This is a genomic window from Streptomyces sp. NBC_01471, assembly GCF_041438865.1.
Lineage (GTDB): Bacteria > Actinomycetota > Actinomycetes > Streptomycetales > Streptomycetaceae > Streptomyces.
In genome coordinates, this window is the sequence record NZ_CP109450.1 from 5,293,893 (window position 1) to 5,312,697 (window position 18,805).

Genomic DNA, 18,805 nt, shown 5'->3' on the forward strand with positions numbered 1-18,805 from the left:
CGGCGGTGAACTCCCGGGGGAACTCCCGCCCCCGCCAGCACCCGTACGGCAGTTCGGGGGCGGACCGGGTGCCTAGCATGAACGGCACCGGAACGGCGGGAGGAGCGGTATGAGCGGTAACGGCCCGAACGAGGTGCGCAGGCGCGGGTTCCTGCGGAGTGCGGCGCTGGGCATGGGGTCCGTGGCAGCGGGGGCCGCCCTGGTGGCCGCGGACCGGCCCGCGGCTCCCGCCGGCAGCACCGCGGAACCGGCCGCGTCCCGCACGGAGTTCCACGGCGCGCACCAGGCAGGAATCCTCGGGGCGCCCCAGCGCGCCACCGTGTTCGCGGCCTTCGACGTCACCGCCGACGGCCGCAGGGAACTCACCGAACTGCTGCGCACCCTCACCGAACGGGCCCGGTTCCTGACCACCGGAGGCACCCCGCCCCCGCTCGGCATCACCGCCCCGCCCAGCGACTCCGGTGTCCTCGGACCACAGGTCCCCGCCGGCGGGCTGACCGTCACGGCCGGTGTCGGGGCCGCCCTCTTCGACGGCCGCTTCGGGCTCCACAGCCGCAAGCCGCTGCGGCTCACCACCATGCCGTCCTTCCCCGACGACGACCTCGACCAGGCCGAGTGCCACGGCGATCTCAGTGTGCAGCTCAGCGCCGAGAGCCCCGATGTGGTGCTGCACGCGCTGCGGGACATCGCCCGGCACACCCGGGGCGCGATGCAGGTGCGCTGGCGGATGGACGGCTTCAGCAGCCCGGCCCGCCCCAGCGGAACTCCGCGCAACCTCCTGGGGTTCAAGGACGGCACGGCCAACCCCGACGCCGACGACGCCGCCGCGATGGACCGGCTGGTCTGGGCGGGCGCCGGAGCCGAGCCCGGCTGGACGTCCGGGGGCAGCTACCAGGTGGTGCGGCTGATCCGGATGCTGGTGGAGTTCTGGGACCGGGTCTCGCTGACCGAGCAGGAGCGGATGTTCGGCCGGGCCCGCGACACCGGCGCCCCGCTCGACGGGAACCACGAGTCCGACTCCCCGCGGTACGCCCAGGACCCGAAGGGCGATGTGATCCCGCTGGACAGCCATATCCGGATGGCCAATCCGCGGACGCCGAAGACCGGGGGGCAGCGGCTGCTGCGCCGCGCGTACAACTACGACCGGGGCATGGACTCCAACGGCAACCTCGACATGGGGCTGCTCTTCTGCTGCTACCAGCAGGACCTGGCCCGGCAGTTCGAGACCGTGCAGAAGCGGCTGGCCGGTGAGCCGCTGGTGGACTACGTCAAGCCGTTCGGCGGGGGGTACTTCTTCGCCCTGCCCGGTGTTCGGGACCGTACGGACTGGCTGGGCAGGGCGCTCCTCGCCTGACTGATCATTTCCGGACGCGGCGGGGACCCCGTACGGCGTTCGTACGGAAACGAACGGCATCGTCGCTCCCGGTAAGCGCGGAACCGTCAGAGAACCTGAATCGAAGGTCGCGTCGTCTCCCTCAGTGTGAAAGGCATGGCAGACCTCGACGAGGCAGAGCTCGTGCGTCGCGTCGCCGGCGGTGACCGGGCGGCGTTCGACGAGTTGTACCGGCGTACCTCGCCCTGGCTGGCGGTGCGGCTCCGCCGCCGCTGCGGTGACGACGACGTCGTCGCCGACGTGCTCCAGGACACCTACCTGGCGGTCTGGCGGGCGGCCGGCAGCTACGCGGGCTCCGTGACCGCGGGCAGTGCGGTCGGCTGGCTCTGGACGATCGCCGCGAACCGTCTCGTCGACGCGTTCCGCCGGCGCGCCCGGCAGGAGCGGGTGCCGAGCATCGCCCTGGCCGAGACGACCACGCCGGCCGCCGAGGACGAGGTGCTGGCCACCCGCGTCGACCAGGACCTCGAACAGGCTTTGCTGCGGCTGCCACCGGAGTTGCGGCAGGTGATGCAGGCGATGGTGCTCGACGACCTGTCGGTCCGGCAGACGGCAGTGCTGCTCAGCATGCCGGAGGGCACGGTGAAGACCCGCGCGCGGCGGGCCCGGATCGCGCTGCGGGAGGCGCTCTCATGACTCATCCCACCACCATGATCCTGGCCCGCTACGCGGACGGCGGGCGCGGGCTCGACGACGCCGCGCTCTGGTCGGTCGAGGTCCATCTCGACGCGTGCGCACCATGCCGTGAGCAACTCGCCCGGAACGTCACCCCCGCCACGACGGATCTGCTCGACCGCGTCGCCGTCTCGCTCGACCGGGCGGTGCGGACGAGCCCGCCTCCTGCCCGGCACCGCACACGAGCAGTGGCTGTGCACCGACGCCGGCTCGCCTGGACGCTGCTGCCCTGGCTCGCGGTGACCGTCGCGGTGCTGGGCTGCGGCGCGCTCCTCGACTCCGCCGAGCCGAGCATGCCGTCGCTCGTGCTGCTGCTGGCCCCGGTGGCTCCGCTGCCCGGCGTCGCGGTGGCCTGGAGCCGGCGGACCGATCCGGTCTGGGAACTGATCGCCACCACGCCCGCAGCCGGTCTGGCCATGGTGCTGCGGCGCACGCTCGCGGTGCTCGTCATCGTGCTTCCGGCGCTGCTGGGGGCGGGTGCGAGCACCGGAACCTCACTGGCCCTCACCCTGCTGCCGTGCCTGGCGTTCACCGCGGCCACCCTCGCGGTCGGCGCCTTCACCGGGGTGCGGCGCGCGGCGATCGGACTCGGCGCGGCCTGGTCCGCGGCCGTCCTGCTGCCGAGCGTGGCGGCCCAGTCCCTGCCCCCGCTGCTGCAACCGGGCAGCGACGCCGGCTGGGCGGCGACGACCGTGGCGCTCGCGGCGGCCACGCCGTTCGCCGCCACTCGCTTCCGCCGCCTGACCAGCGGCAACTGACCCCGTGAACAGGAGACACCCCGTGCGACCGATGAGTGCTGCCGAGACGGCCCCCACCCTGCATCCCTGGCCCATCCACGCGAAGGAACTGAGGGTCCGGGCCGGCCGGCACCTGGCCGTCGACGGCCTCGACCTGGCCCTGACGACCGGTGTGCACGGTCTGCTCGGCCCGAACGGTGCGGGCAAGACCACGCTGATGCGCGCGCTGTCCACCGTCGTCAAGCCCGCCGGCGGCTCCTTGACGCTGCTCGGCACGCAGGTCGACGGCCGCGCGGACGTGCGCGGGGTACGCCGCGGACTGGGTTACCTGCCCCAGCAGTTCGGCTTCTACCCGCGGTTCACCGTCCGCGAGTTCGTCGAGTACATGGCCTGGCTCAAGGAAATGCCCAGGACCGCTGTACCCGACGCCGTGCAACGTGCGATCGACCGGGTGGGGCTGACCCGCAAGGCCGACACCAGGATGAAGGCGCTGTCCGGCGGCATGCTGCGCAGGGCCGGCATCGCGCAGGCCATCGTGAACGACCCCGAGCTGCTGCTGCTCGACGAGCCCACCGTCGGACTGGACCCCGAACAGCGTCTCGAATTCCGCGACCTGCTGCGTGGCCTCGGCACCGACAGCTGTGTGCTGGTCTCCACCCACCTCGTCGAGGACGTCGTCGCCGCCTGCACCGACGTCCTTCTCATGAACGAAGGCCGACTCCTCTTCCAGGGCACCCCCGGTGACCTGATGGCCCGCGGCGGGCAGGACGACGCGGGCGACAGCCCGGCGGAGCGCGGTTACTCCGCACTTCTGCGTCAGCACCGGAGCAACGCATGATCCGCGTCACCGGCATCGAGCTCCGGCGGTCGGCCGCGCCCGGCGCCGCACTGCTGATCGCCGTCGTCGGCGCGATCGTGCTCAACGCCACCGCCGGGCGGTGGTCCGCCGGGTGGATGGCGCTGGTCATGACGGAGCGCGAATACCTCGCGGCTCTCTCGCCCCTTGCGATGGCCGCCGGTGCCTGGCAGTCCTACCGCGAGCACCGGGCGAACGTCGCCGAGCTGTTCGCCAGCGCGCCCCGCCCCCGGCAGCAGCGAATCGTGCCGATCCTGGTCGCGACCGGGCTGGCGGTTCTCGCCGCGTACCTGGTCACGCTCCTCGCGGCGGCACCCCGGATCGCCGGAACGGCGCGCTACCTTCCGCCGGCCGCGTTTGCCGTCGTGGCCGTCGGGCTGATCGCGATGATCGCCTCGGTCTGGCTCGGGCTGGCCGTCGGACGCCTGGTGCCGGCGCTCGCCACCGCACCCGCGCTGGCCGTGACCGGCTTCGCGCTGCTGGTCTTCGCGCCCCACGCCCTGCCGGACGGCGGAGTCATGGCGGCGTTCTCCCCGATGGGGCTGAGCAGGTTCAGCGACTACGACACCGTGAGCGGCCGAGTCAGCGTCGCCCAGGCCGTCTGGATGGTCGCGGTCGCGGTGGCCTGCGTCGTGCTCTTCGCCGTCCGGAAACGTCAGTTCGCGTTCGCCGCGCTGGTACCGCTGGCCATCGGGGCAACAGTCACGGCGCTGGTCGTACCGACCGGCGATGCCTACGCCCGGGGGACGCTCGACCCGGTCTCCCAGGAACCGGTGTGCACCGCGGACGCCCCGCGGGTCTGCGTCAGCCGGGCGCACGAAGGTCTGCTGCCCGAGGTGGCCCCCAGGGCCCGGCACGCGGTGGAGCTCCTGTCGAAGACACCGGTCGTCGCGGCACACGAGGACACCAGCACGCTCTTCCCTCCCACCGCACCGAGGTCCAGGGCCGACACCGCGCTGATGACGATCACGGTCGGCAAGGACGGTCACCTCGCCCACCCGGGCCGGCTCGAACCGGCCATGCTCACCGCGGTGTTCACCGGACCTCTCGGCTGCGGAGACACCCGGAACTTCCAGGTCGCCACCGCTGCGGCCTACTGGCTGCTCGACCGGGAGCCGACCGCCGGTCCCGACGGCCTCGAATCCGACGACCCGGAGGCCGTCAAGCTCTGGAAGGGGCTGGAGGCACTGCCACGGGCCGAGGCCGGCGCCCGGGTGACCACCGTGTACCGGGCCGCCCAGAAGTGCCGGGACACCACCCACCTCCTGACCCGGAGTGCCCGGTGAGAGGGCTGACGCTCTACGTCCGCTCGCGCCGGGCTCCGGCCGCACTGGGCGCGGCGGCCGCGGCCACTGCCGTCGTGTGGCTGCTGGCGACGGTCTTCAGCGACCCGGGCGAGGTGAGCAGCACCGTACTCGCCCTGACGGCGCTGCTCCTCGTGGCCGTCGTCACCGCCACGCTCGGCGGCCCCGACGACACCCTGGACCGCACGGCGGCGAGGCCGTGGGGGTGGCTGCGGACGTCCCACCTGGCGGCGGCCCTGGGATGGATGCTCGTGCTCCTGCTGGCCACGCTGCTCACCGGCACGCGGTTCGGGCCGTTCGCATGTGTCGTCCGCGACACGGCAGGCCTGCTGGGCGTGACCGCCCTGGGGGCGGCCACGACCGGTACCGCTCGGGCGTGGTTCCTGCCTCTCGGATGGACGCTCGGCGCGGCGGTGTTCCCGGGCACGGGCACTGCGGGGGAGGCGCTGACCTGGCAGACACAGGCGTCCGGAAGCCGACCCGCTTCACTGGTCGCGGCAGTGCTCGCCGTCGCCGGAATCGCCGCCTACGTGAGCCGGGGCCCACGCCCCCGGACGTCGTCGGAGAACGTCTGAGCGGGGGGCCTCGACGACCCCGGCCTGCCCATCCGCGCCCGGCACACCCAACCTGATCTCCGGGTACGTTGGCGCGACACGACGGCGGACGGCGTACGGCGGGAAGAGCGCGATGGTGACGACTGAGCAGGACCCCGGCAACCGCGCCCGGCTGATCACACGCTTCGGGCCCTCCGCCGGACCCTGGTACGACGCCCTCCCCGCGCTCGTGGACGTCCTCGCCCGCCGGTGGGGTCTCGACGTCGGTGCGGCAGGCGGGGGTGGCACCTCCCGGGTGTACCGCTGCCTGCGGTACGGGGAAGGGGACACGGCCGCCGCCTCCGTGTGGCTGAAGCTCACGCCCGATCCGGTCATCGCCTCCCAGGAGGCCGAGGCCCTGAACGCCTGGTCCGCCGCCCCGTCCGTCGTCCGGCTGCTCGAAAGCGACCTCGGCGCCGGGGCGTTGCTGCTCGCCGGGGTCGAGCCGGGCACCCGCGTGCGGGAGCACGGCTGGGGGACCGCGGACATCGCCCGGCTCCTGGCGGACCTGCGCGCGGCACCGCGTCCCCGTACCCCGCTGCTCCCGCCGCTCAGCGACCGGATCGCCTTCATGTACGACATGGCCGCCCGGCGGGGCACCCACGGTCCGCAGGTGCTGGCACGCGGACGCGCCGCCGCGCTCGAACTCGCCGGGACCGGCCCCGCCGACGGCCTGGTGCACGGCGATCTGCACCAGGGGAACGTGCTCGTCGGGCCGGCGGGGCGGCTCGTCGCCATCGACCCCCGGCCGACGAACGGCGACCCGGACTTCGACGCGGCCGACTGGGCCGTCGACGGCGTCACGGACGAGGCCGGGCTGCGGCGGCGGATCGCCGCACTGGCCCCGCTGGTGCCCGGGATGTCGGCGGACCGGGTGCTCGGCTGGTGCCGGGCGACCGCGCCGCTCACCACGGGCGCGCCCGCCTTCCTCGTACATCCGCGGGCTCCGCGGGGCTGACCCCCGTCCTCTGTCCGGGACACCCGGGCGCGTGCTCCGCTGCTCCCGTGCTCCGCTACTCCCGCCGCGGTACGCGCCCGGCCCGGCTACTCCGCCAGTACGCCGGGCACTTCCACCCGGTGGCCCGTCGCACTGTCCGAGCAGGCGCTTAGGGTTCAGACATGAAGCTACGCAAACCCCGCGGCCGGGTGCTCGCCGGGGCAGCCGCCGCGCTCGCCGTCCTCGCCGGGGCCGGCACGTGGACGGCCGTCGCGTCCGACGGGCCCGCGCCCGTGCACCGCTCGGACCGGCTGATGGCGGTGGACGGGGTGCGTATCGACACGTCGTACTTCACATCGGGCGGCTCCGGACGGCGGCCCGCCGTGCTGCTCGGGCACGGCTTCGGTGGCAGCAAGGACGATGTGAGGTCCCAGGCCCAGGAGTTGGCGCGGGACGGGTACGCCGTGCTGACCTGGTCGGCCCGCGGCTTCGGGAAGTCGACCGGAGCCATCGGGCTCAACGACCCCGCACACGAGGTCAAGGACGTGTCCCGGCTGATCGACTGGCTGGCGACCCGCCCCGACGTCCAGCTGGACAAGCCGGGTGACCCACGCGTCGGTGTCACCGGGGCCTCCTACGGCGGTGCGATCTCGCTGCTCGCCGCCGGGTACGACCACCGCGTCGACGCCATCGCGCCCCAGATCACGTACTGGAACCTGGCCGACTCGCTCTTCCCGGACGGGGTGTTCAAGAGGCTCTGGGCCGGGATCTTCATCAACTCCGGCGGCGGCTGCGCCCGCTTCGAGAAGCAGCTCTGCACGATGTACGACCGGGTCGCCGAGAGCGGAAAGCCGGACGCCGCCGCCCGCAAGGAGCTCGACGAGCGGAGCCCGTCGGCGGTGGGCGGCCGGATCAGGGTGCCCTCGCTGCTCATCCAGGGCCAGACGGACTCCCTCTTCCCGCTGGGCCAGGCCGATGCGGCGGCGAAGCGGATCAAGGCCAACGGTGCGCCCGTATCGGTCGACTGGATCGCCGGCGGACATGACGGCGGCGACCGGGAGACCAGCCGGATCAACGGGCGGATCAGCTCCTGGTTCGACCGCTACCTGAAGGACGACAAGGGCGCCGACACCGGACCCGCCTTCCGCGTCACCCGGACCGGTGGCGTCGATTCGACCGACGGCGCCGCCCAGTTGAGGGGCGCGAGCAGCGACCGCTACCCCGGCCTGGAGAGCGGCGGGCGCCCGCTCGCGCTCACCGGCCGCGAGCAGACCGTGGAGAATCCGGCGGGCGGCGCACCACCCTCGATCTCCGCCGTACCGGGTGTCGCCGCGCTCTCCCAGCTCTCGGGCCTCGGGGTGGGGCTCTCGCTGGACCTGCCCGGCCAGTACGCGCTCTTCGACTCCGCGCCGCTGGCCACCGCGCTCAACGTCACCGGCGCACCGAAGGCCAGGATCAGGGTGGAGTCGTCATCGCCGGACGCGGTGCTCTTCGCCAAGGTGTACGACGTGCCACCGGGCGGCAAGCAGCAGGTGCTGCCCCACCAGCTCGTCGCCCCGGTCCGGATCACGGGCGCGAAGGCGGGCCGGACGGTCGAGGTGACCCTGCCGGCCATCGACGACAAGATCGAGGCCGGACACCGGCTGCGGCTGGTCCTCGCGTCGACCGACCTCGGCTACGCGTCCCCGGCGTCCCCCGCCACGTACTCCGTCTCGCTCGCCGGACCGCTGACCGTCCCCACGGTGCCCGCACTGCGCACCGCCAGTGCCGGATTCCCCTGGTGGGTGTGGGGACTTCCCGCGCTGAGCGCGCTGATCGCGGCCGTGCTGCTCGTCCCCCGGCGCAGGGCCGCGCCCACACCCGACCCAGCGCTGGCGGACCTGCCGCTGCGGATCACCGGGCTGACCAAGAAGTACGCCAGGTCCGCCGACCGGTACGCGGTCCGTGACCTGTCCTTCGAGGTCGGGAAGGGCCAGGTGCTCGGCCTGCTCGGGCCCAACGGCGCGGGGAAGACCACCACCCTGCGCATGCTGATGGGGCTCATCACGCCGGACGGCGGCGAGATCCGGGTGTTCGGCCACGCGATCAGGCCGGGTGCGCCCGTCCTCTCGCGGGTCGGCGCGTTCGTCGAGGGCGCCGGGTTCCTGCCGCACCTCTCCGGTCGGGCCAACCTCGACCTGTACTGGCAGGCCACCGGCCGCCCCACCGAGGACTCGCACGTCGCCGAGGCGCTGGAGATCGCCGGGCTCGGCGACGCGCTGGACCGCGCGGTCCGTACGTACTCGCAGGGCATGCGGCAGCGGCTCGCCATCGCCCAGGCCATGCTGGGCCTGCCCGACCTGCTGATCCTGGACGAGCCGACGAACGGCCTGGACCCGCCGCAGATCCGCGAGATGCGGGACGTGATGATCCGGTACGCGGCCGAGGGCCGGACCGTGATCGTCTCCAGCCATCTGCTGGCGGAGGTCGAACAGTCCTGCACGCACCTGGTCGTCATGGACCACGGGCAGCTCATACAGGCCGGACCCGTCGCCGAGATCACCGGCAGCGGGGACACCCTGCTCGTCACCGCCGCCGAGGAGATCACCGAGGCACTGGCCGGGAAGGTGGCCGCACTGCCCGGCATCGGCTCCGCCGTACGGACCGACGACGGGCTGCTCGTCCGGCTCGACGGAGCCACCCCGGCCGCGCTCATCTCCGAACTGCTGCGCCTGGACGTGCCGTTGACCGGCGTGGGAGCGCACCGCCGCCTGGAGGACGCGTTCCTCACCCTGATCGGAGGCCAACCGGCATGAGCACCACCGTCCTCCCGGACCCCGCCCGCCCGGGCCCCGCGCGGGACACCGCGCCCGGATACCGCGCACGGCACACGCTGCCGCTGCTGGTCGAGGCGAAACGGCAGTTCAGGCGCCGGCGCACGCTGGCGATGGGCGCCGTGCTCGTCGCGCTGCCGTTCATCCTGGTCGCCGCGTTCGCGGTCGGCGGCACCCCCAGCGGCAGCGCCCGCAACGGTCCGACGCTCCTGGACACCGCCACTGCCTCCGGTGCGAACTTCTCGGCCACCTGCCTGTTCGTGTCGGCGGGCTTCCTGCTGGTGGTTCCGGTCGCGCTGTTCTGCGGCGACACGGTCGCGTCGGAGGCCGGCTGGTCCTCGCTGCGCTATCTGCTCGCCGCGCCCGTGCCGCGCGCCCGGCTGCTGCGGAGCAAGCTCACGGTGGCGCTGGTCTTCAGCCTGGCGGCGATGGTGGTGCTGCCGGTGGTGGCGCTCGCGGTGGGCACGGTCGCGTACGGCTGGGGGCCGCTGGAGCTGCCCACCGGGGGCTCGCTCGCCGCGGGGAACGCAGTGCCGCGGCTCGCGCTCGTGGTGGCCTTCATCTTCGTGTCCCAACTGGTCACGGCGGCGCTCGCGTTCTGGCTCTCGACCAGGACGGACGCACCGCTGGGGGCGGTCGGCGGCGCGGTGGGCCTGACGATCGTGGGGAACGTCCTGGACGCCGTGACCGCGCTCGGCTCCTGGCGCGACTTCCTGCCCGCACACTGGCAGTTCGCCTGGGCCGACGCGCTTCAGCCCCAGCTCGAATGGGGCGGCATGGTCAAGGGCGCGGCCGTCTCGGTGGCGTACGCGCTCGTGCTCTTCGCCCTGGCCTTCAGGGGATTCGCCCGCAAGGACATCGTGTCGTAGGGGGGTCGCGGCGGTGGGAGAGAGGCGTACGGAATCCAGCCGCGTGATCTCCGTGGAACCGGGCTGCGCCGTGATCCGCGCCTCATCTTGATGTGAGGCATGGCCACCGCGCTGCTCGCGCCCGCCATCCTGTCCACGGGCCTCCGAGCGGGCTCATGTTCGCCTTCGAGACCGGTGCCACAGCAGCCTTCGCCCGGGTCACCGGCTCCGCACGGCGTGGCGGCGGACCGGCTGCTCTCCCGGCACCGCACCATGTGTTGTGCGAAGCACCGGAACGCACGCGCCTGCCGGGTGCCGAGTTGGTGGGTTCTCCCTATGGGGCCGGGGCCGGGGAACCCTCTAGCGTCGGGGCCAGGAATCGTCGGGTGTGCCGCCGAGGTGTGCTGTGCCACGGATCCTGCCCGGCTCTGCGGAATGAGAGTGCGTGACAAGCACAACGGGCAAGCTCGGGCATGCCGTGCGCGACGGCGGAGTGCCGCCGGTCCTGGCGGCCGCCTTCCTCTGGGGCACGGTCGGCCCCGCCGAGATCCTCTCCGGAACCAGCGCGTCTCCGGTGGCGATCGGCGCGTGCCGGATGCTCCTCGGGGGTTTCGTCCTGGGGCTGTTCACCGCTCGGCGAGCGGGAATCCGGACCCTGTGGCAGCGGGGGGCCCGGTGGTGGATGCTGGTGAGCATCCTGGTCACCGCGGCCTTCCAGGCCTGCTTCCTGGAGGCGGTGTCCCGCAGCGGCGCCGCCCTGGCGACCGCCGTCACCTTCGGTACGGTCCCGGTCGTGACGGGGATGTGCGGGCGGGCCCTGAACGGTGAACGGCTGAGCGGGCGGTGGTCCTGCGGCACCGTCTGCGCGATCGGCGGCATCACGCTGCTCCTCGTACCGGCCGGCGGAGGTTCGGCCGACGGCGTCGGCGTACTGCTCGGGCTCATCGCCGGAGCCAGCTTCGGCGTCTACATCTCGGTGACCAAACGGCTCGGTGAGCGGGGCGCGGACACCGCCGCGGCTGCCCCGGCGAGTGTGCTGTGCGCGGGAATCCTGGTCTCACCCTGGGTCTTCGCCCGGCCGGACGGGCTCGCCGAACCGCGGGCCCTGGCCCTGGTCGGCTGGCTGGCCCTGGCCACGACAGCCCTGGGCTATCTGCTGTTCACCAGGGGCGTGGCCCGGATCAGCGGGGCCACCGCCGGCACGCTCAGCCTGGCCGAACCGCTGGTCGCCACGGTGCTGGGGATCGCGCTGCTCGGGGAGCGGCTGAGCCCGTCCGGAGTGGCGGGCGCGGTGCTCCTCCTCGGCGGGCTGGTTCTGGTCTCCGCCCCGGCCCGCCGGCGCGGCCGTCCGGCCGGGCACCGGGAAGCGGAGGCGGCCGGTCCGCCGGGGGACGGCGGGGGCCACGCCTCCCGCGCCGGAAGCGGGGAGGGCCGGGGCGCCGGAACGGAGAGCGGAGAAGGCCACGCCTCCCGCGCTGCCCGGACGGGGGCGCGCGAGGAGGCGTAGCCGTACAAGGGGACCGGCGTGCTGCTCAGCGGTCCTGGTAGGACGACATGGCGTCGTTCACCCTGGGGGAGAAGAACAGCGGACCGATCGCGTCCGCCCAGGCCATCCCCTCCGGGGTCAGCCGCAGCACTCCACCGTCCTGGGTGAGCCAGCCCCGCTCGGTGACCAGCGCGAACTGGGCGGGGAAGTCCTCCTGCGGAAGGGTGCCGAACTGCTGCTTGTAGCGGTCGACGTTCATTCCGTCGGCCTCCAGCAGCATGTGCAGGATGAGCATGCGGCGGCGCTCGTCGTCATCCATCCGGAACGACCACTGCGCGCGCCGGAATTCCTCGGTCGGCGTCGCTATGTAGTCGTCGATGATGCGCCTGACCTCCGGCACGGCGACCGCGTAGTCGGTCGTGTAGTGCAGATCCGTGGTGAACGACCGTGCGCCGACACCCAGTCCGACCATCCCGGCCTGCTGGTTGTACTCACTGATGTTGCTGTCGTCCGCGCCGTCGACGGCGGCGGTGCCGATACGGCTGAAGACCCGCATGGACGTCTGCCGGTAGCCGGCGGCGAGCAGGTACTCGCGCCCGTAGCGGTAGAGCCGCAGCCGCTGCTCGTCCCAGAGTTCGCCGCTCTTGTCGTGCCGGGCCATGAGCCCGGTCAGCGGGCGGACGTACAGCGGATAGAGGTAGATCTCCTCGGGTTCCCAGCTGAGTGCCGCGTCCAGCGACACCTTGAAGCTCTGCTCGGTCTGGCCGTCGATGCCGTAGATGAGATCGATGTTGAGGATGGGGAAGGCGGCCTCCTTCAGCCGGCCCAGCGCCGCCTCCACCTCCTCCCGCTTCTGGGGCCGTACGGCGGCCCGCGCCTCCTCGTCGATGAAGCTCTGCACACCGATGCTGAGCCGGGTGGCGCCGCGCTCCGAGAGGACCGCGATGCGGTCGGCGGTGGCGGTGGCGGGCGAGGTCTCGACCGACCACGGCACCGCCTTGAGGTCCGCGCCCATCACGTTCTCGCAGATGTCGCAGAGCTGGACCAGCTCGTCCGCGGTGAGATACGTCGGGGTGCCGCCGCCGAACGCCGCGAGGGTGAACCCCGGTGCACCGTTGGCCTCCAGGGCCTCACGGGTGACACGGGCCTGCCGCTCCAGGGTGCCGAGGAAGTTGCGGGTGACCTCCTCGGGTGCGCCGGTGCGGGTGAAGAGGTTGCAGAAGCCGCAGCGCATCTCGCAGAACGGGATGTGGACGTACAGGGAGAGCGAGTCGAGCCGTTCCCCTGCCCACAGATCGGAGAGGAGGGGCCTCTTCTCTCCGAGCCGGTACGCCTTCTGATGCGGGTAGGCGTACACGTACTGTTTGTACGGTGTGGTCGGTTCATCGGGAACGGAACGGGAGATGTGGACCGGTACAGAGGATGTCACTTCCGTAATGCTTCCTTCCGGAGTCGATCGGATCCCAAAGTCGATCGGATCCCAACAGGTGGTCGCGCCACGTGACAGCATGGTCGACGGAGCGTCACGGGAAGCATGAGGTGAAGCGCCAAAGTATTTGGCTTTCCCTTTGCCCGAGTTGGATGTTTCCGTGACTTGCCGAAATTCCGTGCCTCTGCGATGGGAGCGCCGGAGGCCATGGCGGGAAGGGGAGTTGGGCTGAAAGTCCGGCCCCTCTGCGGTAACCATGTCGTCCATGAAGCGACTACTCATAGCGGCCGGCGGTGGCGGTGACGCCATCGCGACGGCGATGGTGCACGCCGCTCTGCACGGGCCCGACGAGCCCGCCCTCGTGCTGACGTACGCCTGGGAGCGGCTGGTCGTCGACCCGGTGCCGGGCCCGCGCCGGCCGTCCGACTTCACCGGAACCGTCCCGGCCGGTCCCACTCTGCGGCTGGTCACCCCCGGCTCCGCACCCCGGCCGCCGGCCGGGTCACTCCTGCCCCGGCTCGCGGCCGACCTGCGGCCCGAACTGGGCCTGCTCGATCCCTACGAGGGGGCGTCGGGGCTCGCGCGGCAGATCGAGGAGGCCGCCGCGTACTGCGAGGCCGGCCAGGTCGATGTCGTCGACGTCGGCGGCGACATCCTGGCCGACGGCACCGAACCCACCCTGCGCAGCCCGCTCGGGGACGCGCTGGTCCTCGCCGGCTGTGCGCACACCGGGATCCCCACCTCGGTGCATGTCGCGGGCCCGGGGCTCGACTCCGAGGTGCCGGAGGCCGCTCTGCTGCCCCTGCTGGGCGACCCGCTGCACACCCTGACCCACGCCGACACGCTGTCCGTCCAGGCCGTCTTCGACTGGCACCCGTCGGAGGCCGGCGCACTGCTGGTCGCCGCGGCCCGGGGGATACGTGGAGTCTGCGGCACCCGGGACGCCCCGCGCCCCGTCACGCTCGGCGAGGCCAGCCCTCATGTCTACCGGCTCGCCCTGGCCCGGGCTCTCGAAATCAACCCGCTGGCCCGGGAGTTGAAGGGCAGCGCGAGCCTCGACGACGCGGAGCGGGCGAGCGAACGGGTCTGCGGCTTCTCCGAGATCGCCAGGGAACGCGCCCGCGCGGCCTCACTCGGCCAGGGCGCGGACGCGTCACCCGAGGCCGGCGCCGCCCTCGGTGAACAGCCGCCCCTGGCCGAGCGCTTCGCCGAGTGGGAGCGCCGGACCGCGCGCAGCGGGGTCGCCTATGTCACCACACGGCGCATCGCCGAGGAACTGGCCCTGGACCCGGCCGAACTGACAGAACTGCGCCACCACCTCCGCACGGCGTTTCCGGCCCGGCACGTCCCGCCGCTGTGGCGGCTGGCGACGGAGGGGTAGCCCGCGGCCGCACAGCGCCGCGGTGGTGCGGCGCTGTGCGGAAGGCACGCGGTGGCGGCTCCAGGTGCTACAGGTCGAACTCGGTCGGGGCGATTCCCAGGGCGAAGCACGCCTCGCGGACCACGGCCTGCTCGGACTTGTCGAAGTCTCCGTCGGCGCCGCCGATCACGATGCCGATCTGAATGACGGCGCGTGCCTCGGTGGGCTTCTTGCTGACCTTGCCGATGGTCTGCAGGATGCTGACCTTGCCGAAGTCGAAGTCGGCGGTGAGCTTCTGGCAGTAGTCGTTGAAACGCGTCTGGAGGTCGTCCGCCGTGAAGTTCTTCAGGACGTCATTGGTGGCGATCAGCGCGGCGACGCGCTGCCGCTCCGCGGGATCGATCGAGCCGTCGGCCGCCGCGACCAGCGCGCACATGGCCATGCTGGCATCCCGGAATCCGCCGCTCTTGAGGTCGTTCTTCTTCGCGTCGAGCTGCGTCTGCATCGTCTTCGCAGAGTCCTTGAAGCGGTCCCACAGGGCCATCAGCCGTCTCCTCGTTCACCACGTGACCATTTTGGTCACTCTTTACGGAAGGACAACGGCCGGACCCGTCAGGAAGTGCCCGCCGCGGTGTCACCGGTGTCACTCGGCGAGGGCCGCCGCGAGCCGGGTCAGACTGTTGACCCGCCAGTCCGCCGCGGCCACCACTTCGGGGTCGTCGGCCCACATGTGTCCCCACGGCCCGCGCCGCAGATGCGCGGTGCGCAGCCCGGCCGCGCGGGCGGGAAAGATGTCGTTCTGCGGATGGTCGCCCACGTACACGGTGGCTTCCGGAGAGGCGCCCGATGCGGCGACGACCCGTTCGAAGAAGGCCGGGTCCGGCTTGCTCACACCCCACTCCTCCGATGTGACGACGAGGTCGGCGGGCAGGTCGAGACCGCGCAGCAACTCACCCGCCTTCACCGTCTGGTTCCCCGCGACGACGACCCGGAAGCCGAGCCCGCGCAGTGCCGAGAGGGCGGGGCGTACATCGGGGTAGAGATCGCTCTCGTCGAGGTGCTCGCCGCGGCCCGCGACCTCCCGCGCCCGGTAGGCCTCCGCGATGTCCATGCCGGGTTTGAGCAGTCGCAGGGCGTCGGTGTGGTCACGTCCTTGGGCGGTGACCGCGCCGACGAGCGCGGACACGGTGTGGGAGGGGATTCCGAGCCAGTCCGCCCAGGAGCGCCAGTACCGGTCGTCCCGGGTGAGGGTCTCGCCGACGTCGAACACGATCGTCTCAATCACCATGCGCACAGTACGGTGCGCGGGAGCCGCCGACGGGCTGCGGCGGAGAACACGCGGATACGGATCCAGGTTCTCGTACGGGGCGTTCGGGTGCGGGCCGGTACGGGGCCGGGTGCGGGCCGGGCCCGGACGGCAGGTGGCGGTTCCGGTGCGCGTGGCAGACTGGCTGTCCGATGAACCTAGATTCCACCGACCTCGCGCTCGTCCACCTCCTCCAGGAGGACGGCCGCACGTCCTACGAGACGCTTGCCGCACGCGTCGGTCTCTCCCGTGCCGCCGCCCGCGCACGGGCGCTGCGGCTGACCGAGGTCGGAGTGCTGCGGATCGTCGGTGTCATCCACCCCGCGGTGCTCGGCCGCACGGTCAGTGCCCATGTCGCCATCGACGTCGTCGGGCCTGCCGAACCCGTGGCGCGGACCGTGGCCGGGCTGTCCGAAGCGGTCTTCGTGACCCTGACCGCAGGCCGGCGCCCGGTCATCGCGGAGCTGCGGACGTCCGACTTCGACGCGCTCAGCGCCCTGGTGGCGCGCGTCGCGCGGCTGCCCGGTGTACGGGGCGTCGACACGACCCCGTACACACGCGTGCTCAAGGACCCCTATCTGCCGGTCACTTCGCCCGACACGGTGAGTCTCGACGAGACGGACCACGCGATCCTGCGGGCGCTCCAGACCGACGGGCGCATGTCCTACGCGGAGTTGGCCGACCGGATCGCCATGTCGGCCGCCGCGGCGCGGGCCCGCTCGCTGCGGCTGCTGGACGCCGGGGTCTTCCGGGTCGCGGCCCTGGTCCGCCCGGGAACCCTCGGCATGGGCCACCTCGCGGGCTTCTCGATGCGCCGCTCGGGCGACGGGCACGGCACGGCGGCGGTGGGCGGTCTGCTGGCCACCGAGCAGGTGCAGTTCGCCGCGGAGTGTGTGGGCCGGGCGGATGTCATCGGCACGGTGGGCGGCGAGACGCTCGCCGACGTGCTGGCCTCGCTGGAGAAACTGCGCGCCCTGGACGGTGTGCACGGTCTTGAGAGCTGGCTCCACCTTGAGCTGGTCAAGGAACGCTACGACTCACTGACGAGCTGACCGCAGCGTCTTCCCTGCGTTCTCCTCCCCTCTCCTCCCCTCCTCCCCTCCTTTCTTCTGTCGGCCGCACGCGCTTCGCTCGCGCACACCCTCCAGCGCAAGCGAAAACTTCTCCATTCGCCCCTCTGGATAATCTTTCGCTTGCGTCGTACTGTCTCAGTCAGCGGATCGCTCGCACATGCCCATCTCAGGCGTCGATTCGTTTTCCGTGGCGCTGGGTCGCCCGGCGCCCGCCGAACCGCATGCGCCGACGTCCGGCCCCGGCAACAGCGCCCGCCCACCGGGAGCCGCACGCCCCTCCCCGTACTACCGGAGCACCCATATGGCCACCACGCCCGCAGCACACCAGGACCGCACCCTCCTCATCACCGGCGGCACCGTCCACACCCTCACCCCGGCGGGCCGTGCCGAGGCCCTCGCGGTGCGCGGCGAGCGCATCGTGCACGCGGGCACGGCCGAGGAGTGCCGGGCCGCACTGGACGGGCGCGTGGACGAGCGGCTGGACCTCGGCGGACGGCAGCTGATGCCCGGCTTCGTCGACGCGCACTGCCACCCGGTGATGTACGGGCAGAACCTCGCCTGGGCCGACGTGCGCCCCGAGACCGTCGCGGACATCGACGGTCTGGTCGCCGCACTCCGCCGGCACGCGGAAGGGCTCCGCCCGGACGCCGCCCTGCGCGGCTTCGGCTACGAGCACCGCAGGCTGGCCGAGGGCCGCCACCCCACCTGCCAGGACCTCGACCGGGTCGCCACCGACCGCGAGGTCTACGTGATGAACGCGTCCGGCCACGGCGGTGTCGTGAACACCTACACCCTGCGCAAGTACGGCATCACCGCCGGCACCCCCGACCCGCTCGGCGGCCGCATCGGCCGCACGGCATCCGGTGAGCCCAACGGCGAACTGTGGGACGGCGCCTGCGACCTGCTGACCGGCCCCGACGGGGTGAAGATCACCAACCACGGCCCGAACTTCCACCTCGACGACCCCGCCGACGTCATGCGCGGCCATCTGCTCCGCGCCCAGCAGACCTTCCTCGCCGCCGGAGTCACCACCATCGGCGACGCCCAGGCGTCCCGCCGCGAGCTCTCCACGTACCTGCGCGCCCGCGACGCCGGTGACCTGCGGATGCGCACCTCCGTCTACCTGACGTCGGCGCTGCTCGACACCGCCCTCGACCTCGGTCTCGGCAGCGAACTCGGCGACGACCAGCTGCGGATCCAGGGTGTCAAGCTCTACGCGGACGGCACGCTGGGCGGCTGGACCGCGTACTTCCCCGAGGGGTACGCGGCCGACTGCTGCAACCACGGGCAGCTCTACCACGACCCCGCCGAGTACGCGGACCTGGTGCTGCGAGCCCACCGGGCCGGCTTCCAGACCGCGACCCACGCGCAGTCCCCGTACGCCATCGGCATGGTCCTGGACGCCGTCGGGAAGGCGCTCGCCGACACGCCCCGCGCGGACGCCCGGCACCGTGTCGAGCACTGCGGGCTGCCCACCGATGACGAGATCACCCGCATGCGGGAGCTGGGCGTGCACGCGGTGCTCCAGCCGCAGCACCACCTCCGTACCGGCGACGGCACGCTCACCGCGATCGGCGAGATGGGCCACCGCTACAACCCGGCCGGGCTGCTCCAGTCCGCGGGCACGGAGTTCGCGTTCAGCTCGGACGCTCCCGTCGCCCCGCCCCGGCCGTTCGAGGCGGTCGCCGCCGCCGCGAGCCGGGAGACCGTGCTCGGTACCCGGCTCGGCACCCCGGAGATGCGGCTCGCCGTCGCGGACGGCATCCGGGCGCACTCGCTCGGCGGAGCGCGAGCGCTGCACCGTGAGAACGAGGTGGGCAGCCTGCGCGCCGGAGCGTTCGCCGACTTCGTCATCACGGCCGCCGACCCGTACCGGATGGACGACCTCGCCCAGCTCGCCAGGACCGGCGTCGACGAGACCTGGATCGGCGCCCGTCAGGTCTGGTCCGCGGCTGCCGGACTGGTCTGACGGGCCCGGCGCCCGCCGGTCCGGCG

At 72.7% G+C, this 18,805-nt stretch carries 16 protein-coding genes; 13 read left to right on the plus strand and 3 right to left on the minus strand.

The window, feature by feature from the left end:
* Positions 1 to 109: 109 nt before the first annotated feature.
* From efeB to OG285_RS23775, 10 genes are all read left to right on the plus strand, one after another.
* Positions 110 to 1,354 carry an iron uptake transporter deferrochelatase/peroxidase subunit gene (efeB, locus tag OG285_RS23730; RefSeq protein ID WP_371792134.1) on the plus strand — a complete coding sequence of 415 codons (1,245 nt, stop codon included), beginning with the start codon at positions 110 to 112 and terminating at the stop codon, positions 1,352 to 1,354.
* Positions 1,355 to 1,489: 135 nt separating this feature from the next.
* Complete coding sequence (locus OG285_RS23735) at positions 1,490 to 2,029, plus strand: RNA polymerase sigma factor (RefSeq protein WP_356833875.1); 540 nt, start codon at positions 1,490 to 1,492, stop codon at positions 2,027 to 2,029.
* A complete protein-coding gene (locus OG285_RS23740; RefSeq protein WP_371792135.1) occupies positions 2,026 to 2,826 on the plus strand; it encodes a zf-HC2 domain-containing protein in 801 nt (266 codons plus the stop codon). The genes OG285_RS23735 and OG285_RS23740 overlap by 4 nt, the downstream gene beginning before the upstream one ends.
* Before the next feature lie 31 nt (positions 2,827 to 2,857).
* Positions 2,858 to 3,643 (plus strand): ABC transporter ATP-binding protein, encoded by a 786-nt coding sequence (locus OG285_RS23745; protein WP_371793595.1) that lies wholly within the window; start codon positions 2,858 to 2,860, stop codon positions 3,641 to 3,643.
* Positions 3,640 to 4,947: a hypothetical protein gene (locus OG285_RS23750; protein ID WP_371792136.1), complete on the plus strand. Its 1,308-nt coding sequence runs from the start codon at positions 3,640 to 3,642 to the stop codon at positions 4,945 to 4,947. The genes OG285_RS23745 and OG285_RS23750 overlap by 4 nt, the downstream gene beginning before the upstream one ends.
* Positions 4,944 to 5,540: a hypothetical protein gene (locus OG285_RS23755; protein ID WP_356833881.1), complete on the plus strand. Its 597-nt coding sequence runs from the start codon at positions 4,944 to 4,946 to the stop codon at positions 5,538 to 5,540. The genes OG285_RS23750 and OG285_RS23755 overlap by 4 nt, the downstream gene beginning before the upstream one ends.
* 112 nt (positions 5,541 to 5,652) lie before the next feature.
* Positions 5,653 to 6,516, plus strand: coding sequence for an aminoglycoside phosphotransferase family protein (locus tag OG285_RS23760; RefSeq protein ID WP_371792137.1), 864 nt, complete (start codon positions 5,653 to 5,655; stop codon positions 6,514 to 6,516).
* A gap of 161 nt (positions 6,517 to 6,677) precedes the next feature.
* Positions 6,678 to 9,290 (plus strand): alpha/beta fold hydrolase, encoded by a 2,613-nt coding sequence (locus OG285_RS23765; protein WP_371792138.1) that lies wholly within the window; start codon positions 6,678 to 6,680, stop codon positions 9,288 to 9,290.
* Complete coding sequence (locus tag OG285_RS23770; RefSeq protein WP_356833888.1) at positions 9,287 to 10,177, plus strand: ABC transporter permease subunit; 891 nt, start codon at positions 9,287 to 9,289, stop codon at positions 10,175 to 10,177. The genes OG285_RS23765 and OG285_RS23770 overlap by 4 nt, the downstream gene beginning before the upstream one ends.
* A 424-nt stretch (positions 10,178 to 10,601) precedes the next feature.
* Positions 10,602 to 11,663 carry an EamA family transporter gene (locus OG285_RS23775; RefSeq protein WP_356833890.1) on the plus strand — a complete coding sequence of 354 codons (1,062 nt, stop codon included), beginning with the start codon at positions 10,602 to 10,604 and terminating at the stop codon, positions 11,661 to 11,663.
* Between the two features lie 25 nt (positions 11,664 to 11,688).
* Here the strand turns inward: OG285_RS23775 and OG285_RS23780 are convergent, their stop codons facing one another.
* Positions 11,689 to 13,071: an STM4012 family radical SAM protein gene (locus OG285_RS23780; protein WP_371792139.1), complete on the minus strand. Its 1,383-nt coding sequence runs from the start codon at positions 13,069 to 13,071 to the stop codon at positions 11,689 to 11,691.
* A gap of 265 nt (positions 13,072 to 13,336) precedes the next feature.
* Between OG285_RS23780 and OG285_RS23785 the strand changes: the two genes are divergently transcribed.
* Entirely contained in the window at positions 13,337 to 14,452 is a 1,116-nt protein-coding gene (locus tag OG285_RS23785) for a DUF1152 domain-containing protein (protein ID WP_371792140.1), read from the plus strand.
* A gap of 67 nt (positions 14,453 to 14,519) precedes the next feature.
* Here OG285_RS23785 and OG285_RS23790 read toward each other — a convergent pair whose 3' ends face one another.
* Both OG285_RS23790 and OG285_RS23795 read right to left on the minus strand, forming a co-directional pair.
* Entirely contained in the window at positions 14,520 to 14,975 is a 456-nt protein-coding gene (locus OG285_RS23790; RefSeq protein WP_356833895.1) for a TerB family tellurite resistance protein, read from the minus strand.
* A 99-nt stretch (positions 14,976 to 15,074) separates the two neighbouring features.
* Positions 15,075 to 15,719, minus strand: coding sequence for an HAD family hydrolase (locus OG285_RS23795; protein WP_371792141.1), 645 nt, complete (start codon positions 15,717 to 15,719; stop codon positions 15,075 to 15,077).
* Between the two features lie 170 nt (positions 15,720 to 15,889).
* Here OG285_RS23795 and OG285_RS23800 point away from each other — a divergent pair, with 170 nt between their 5' ends.
* The gene (locus tag OG285_RS23800; RefSeq protein ID WP_371792142.1) at positions 15,890 to 16,789 is read left to right on the plus strand and encodes an Lrp/AsnC family transcriptional regulator; all 900 of its coding nucleotides are present in this window, start codon (positions 15,890 to 15,892) and stop codon (positions 16,787 to 16,789) included.
* A gap of 322 nt (positions 16,790 to 17,111) precedes the next feature.
* Entirely contained in the window at positions 17,112 to 18,779 is a 1,668-nt protein-coding gene (locus tag OG285_RS23805) for an amidohydrolase (RefSeq protein WP_371792143.1), read from the plus strand.
* Positions 18,780 to 18,805 lie beyond the last annotated feature (26 nt).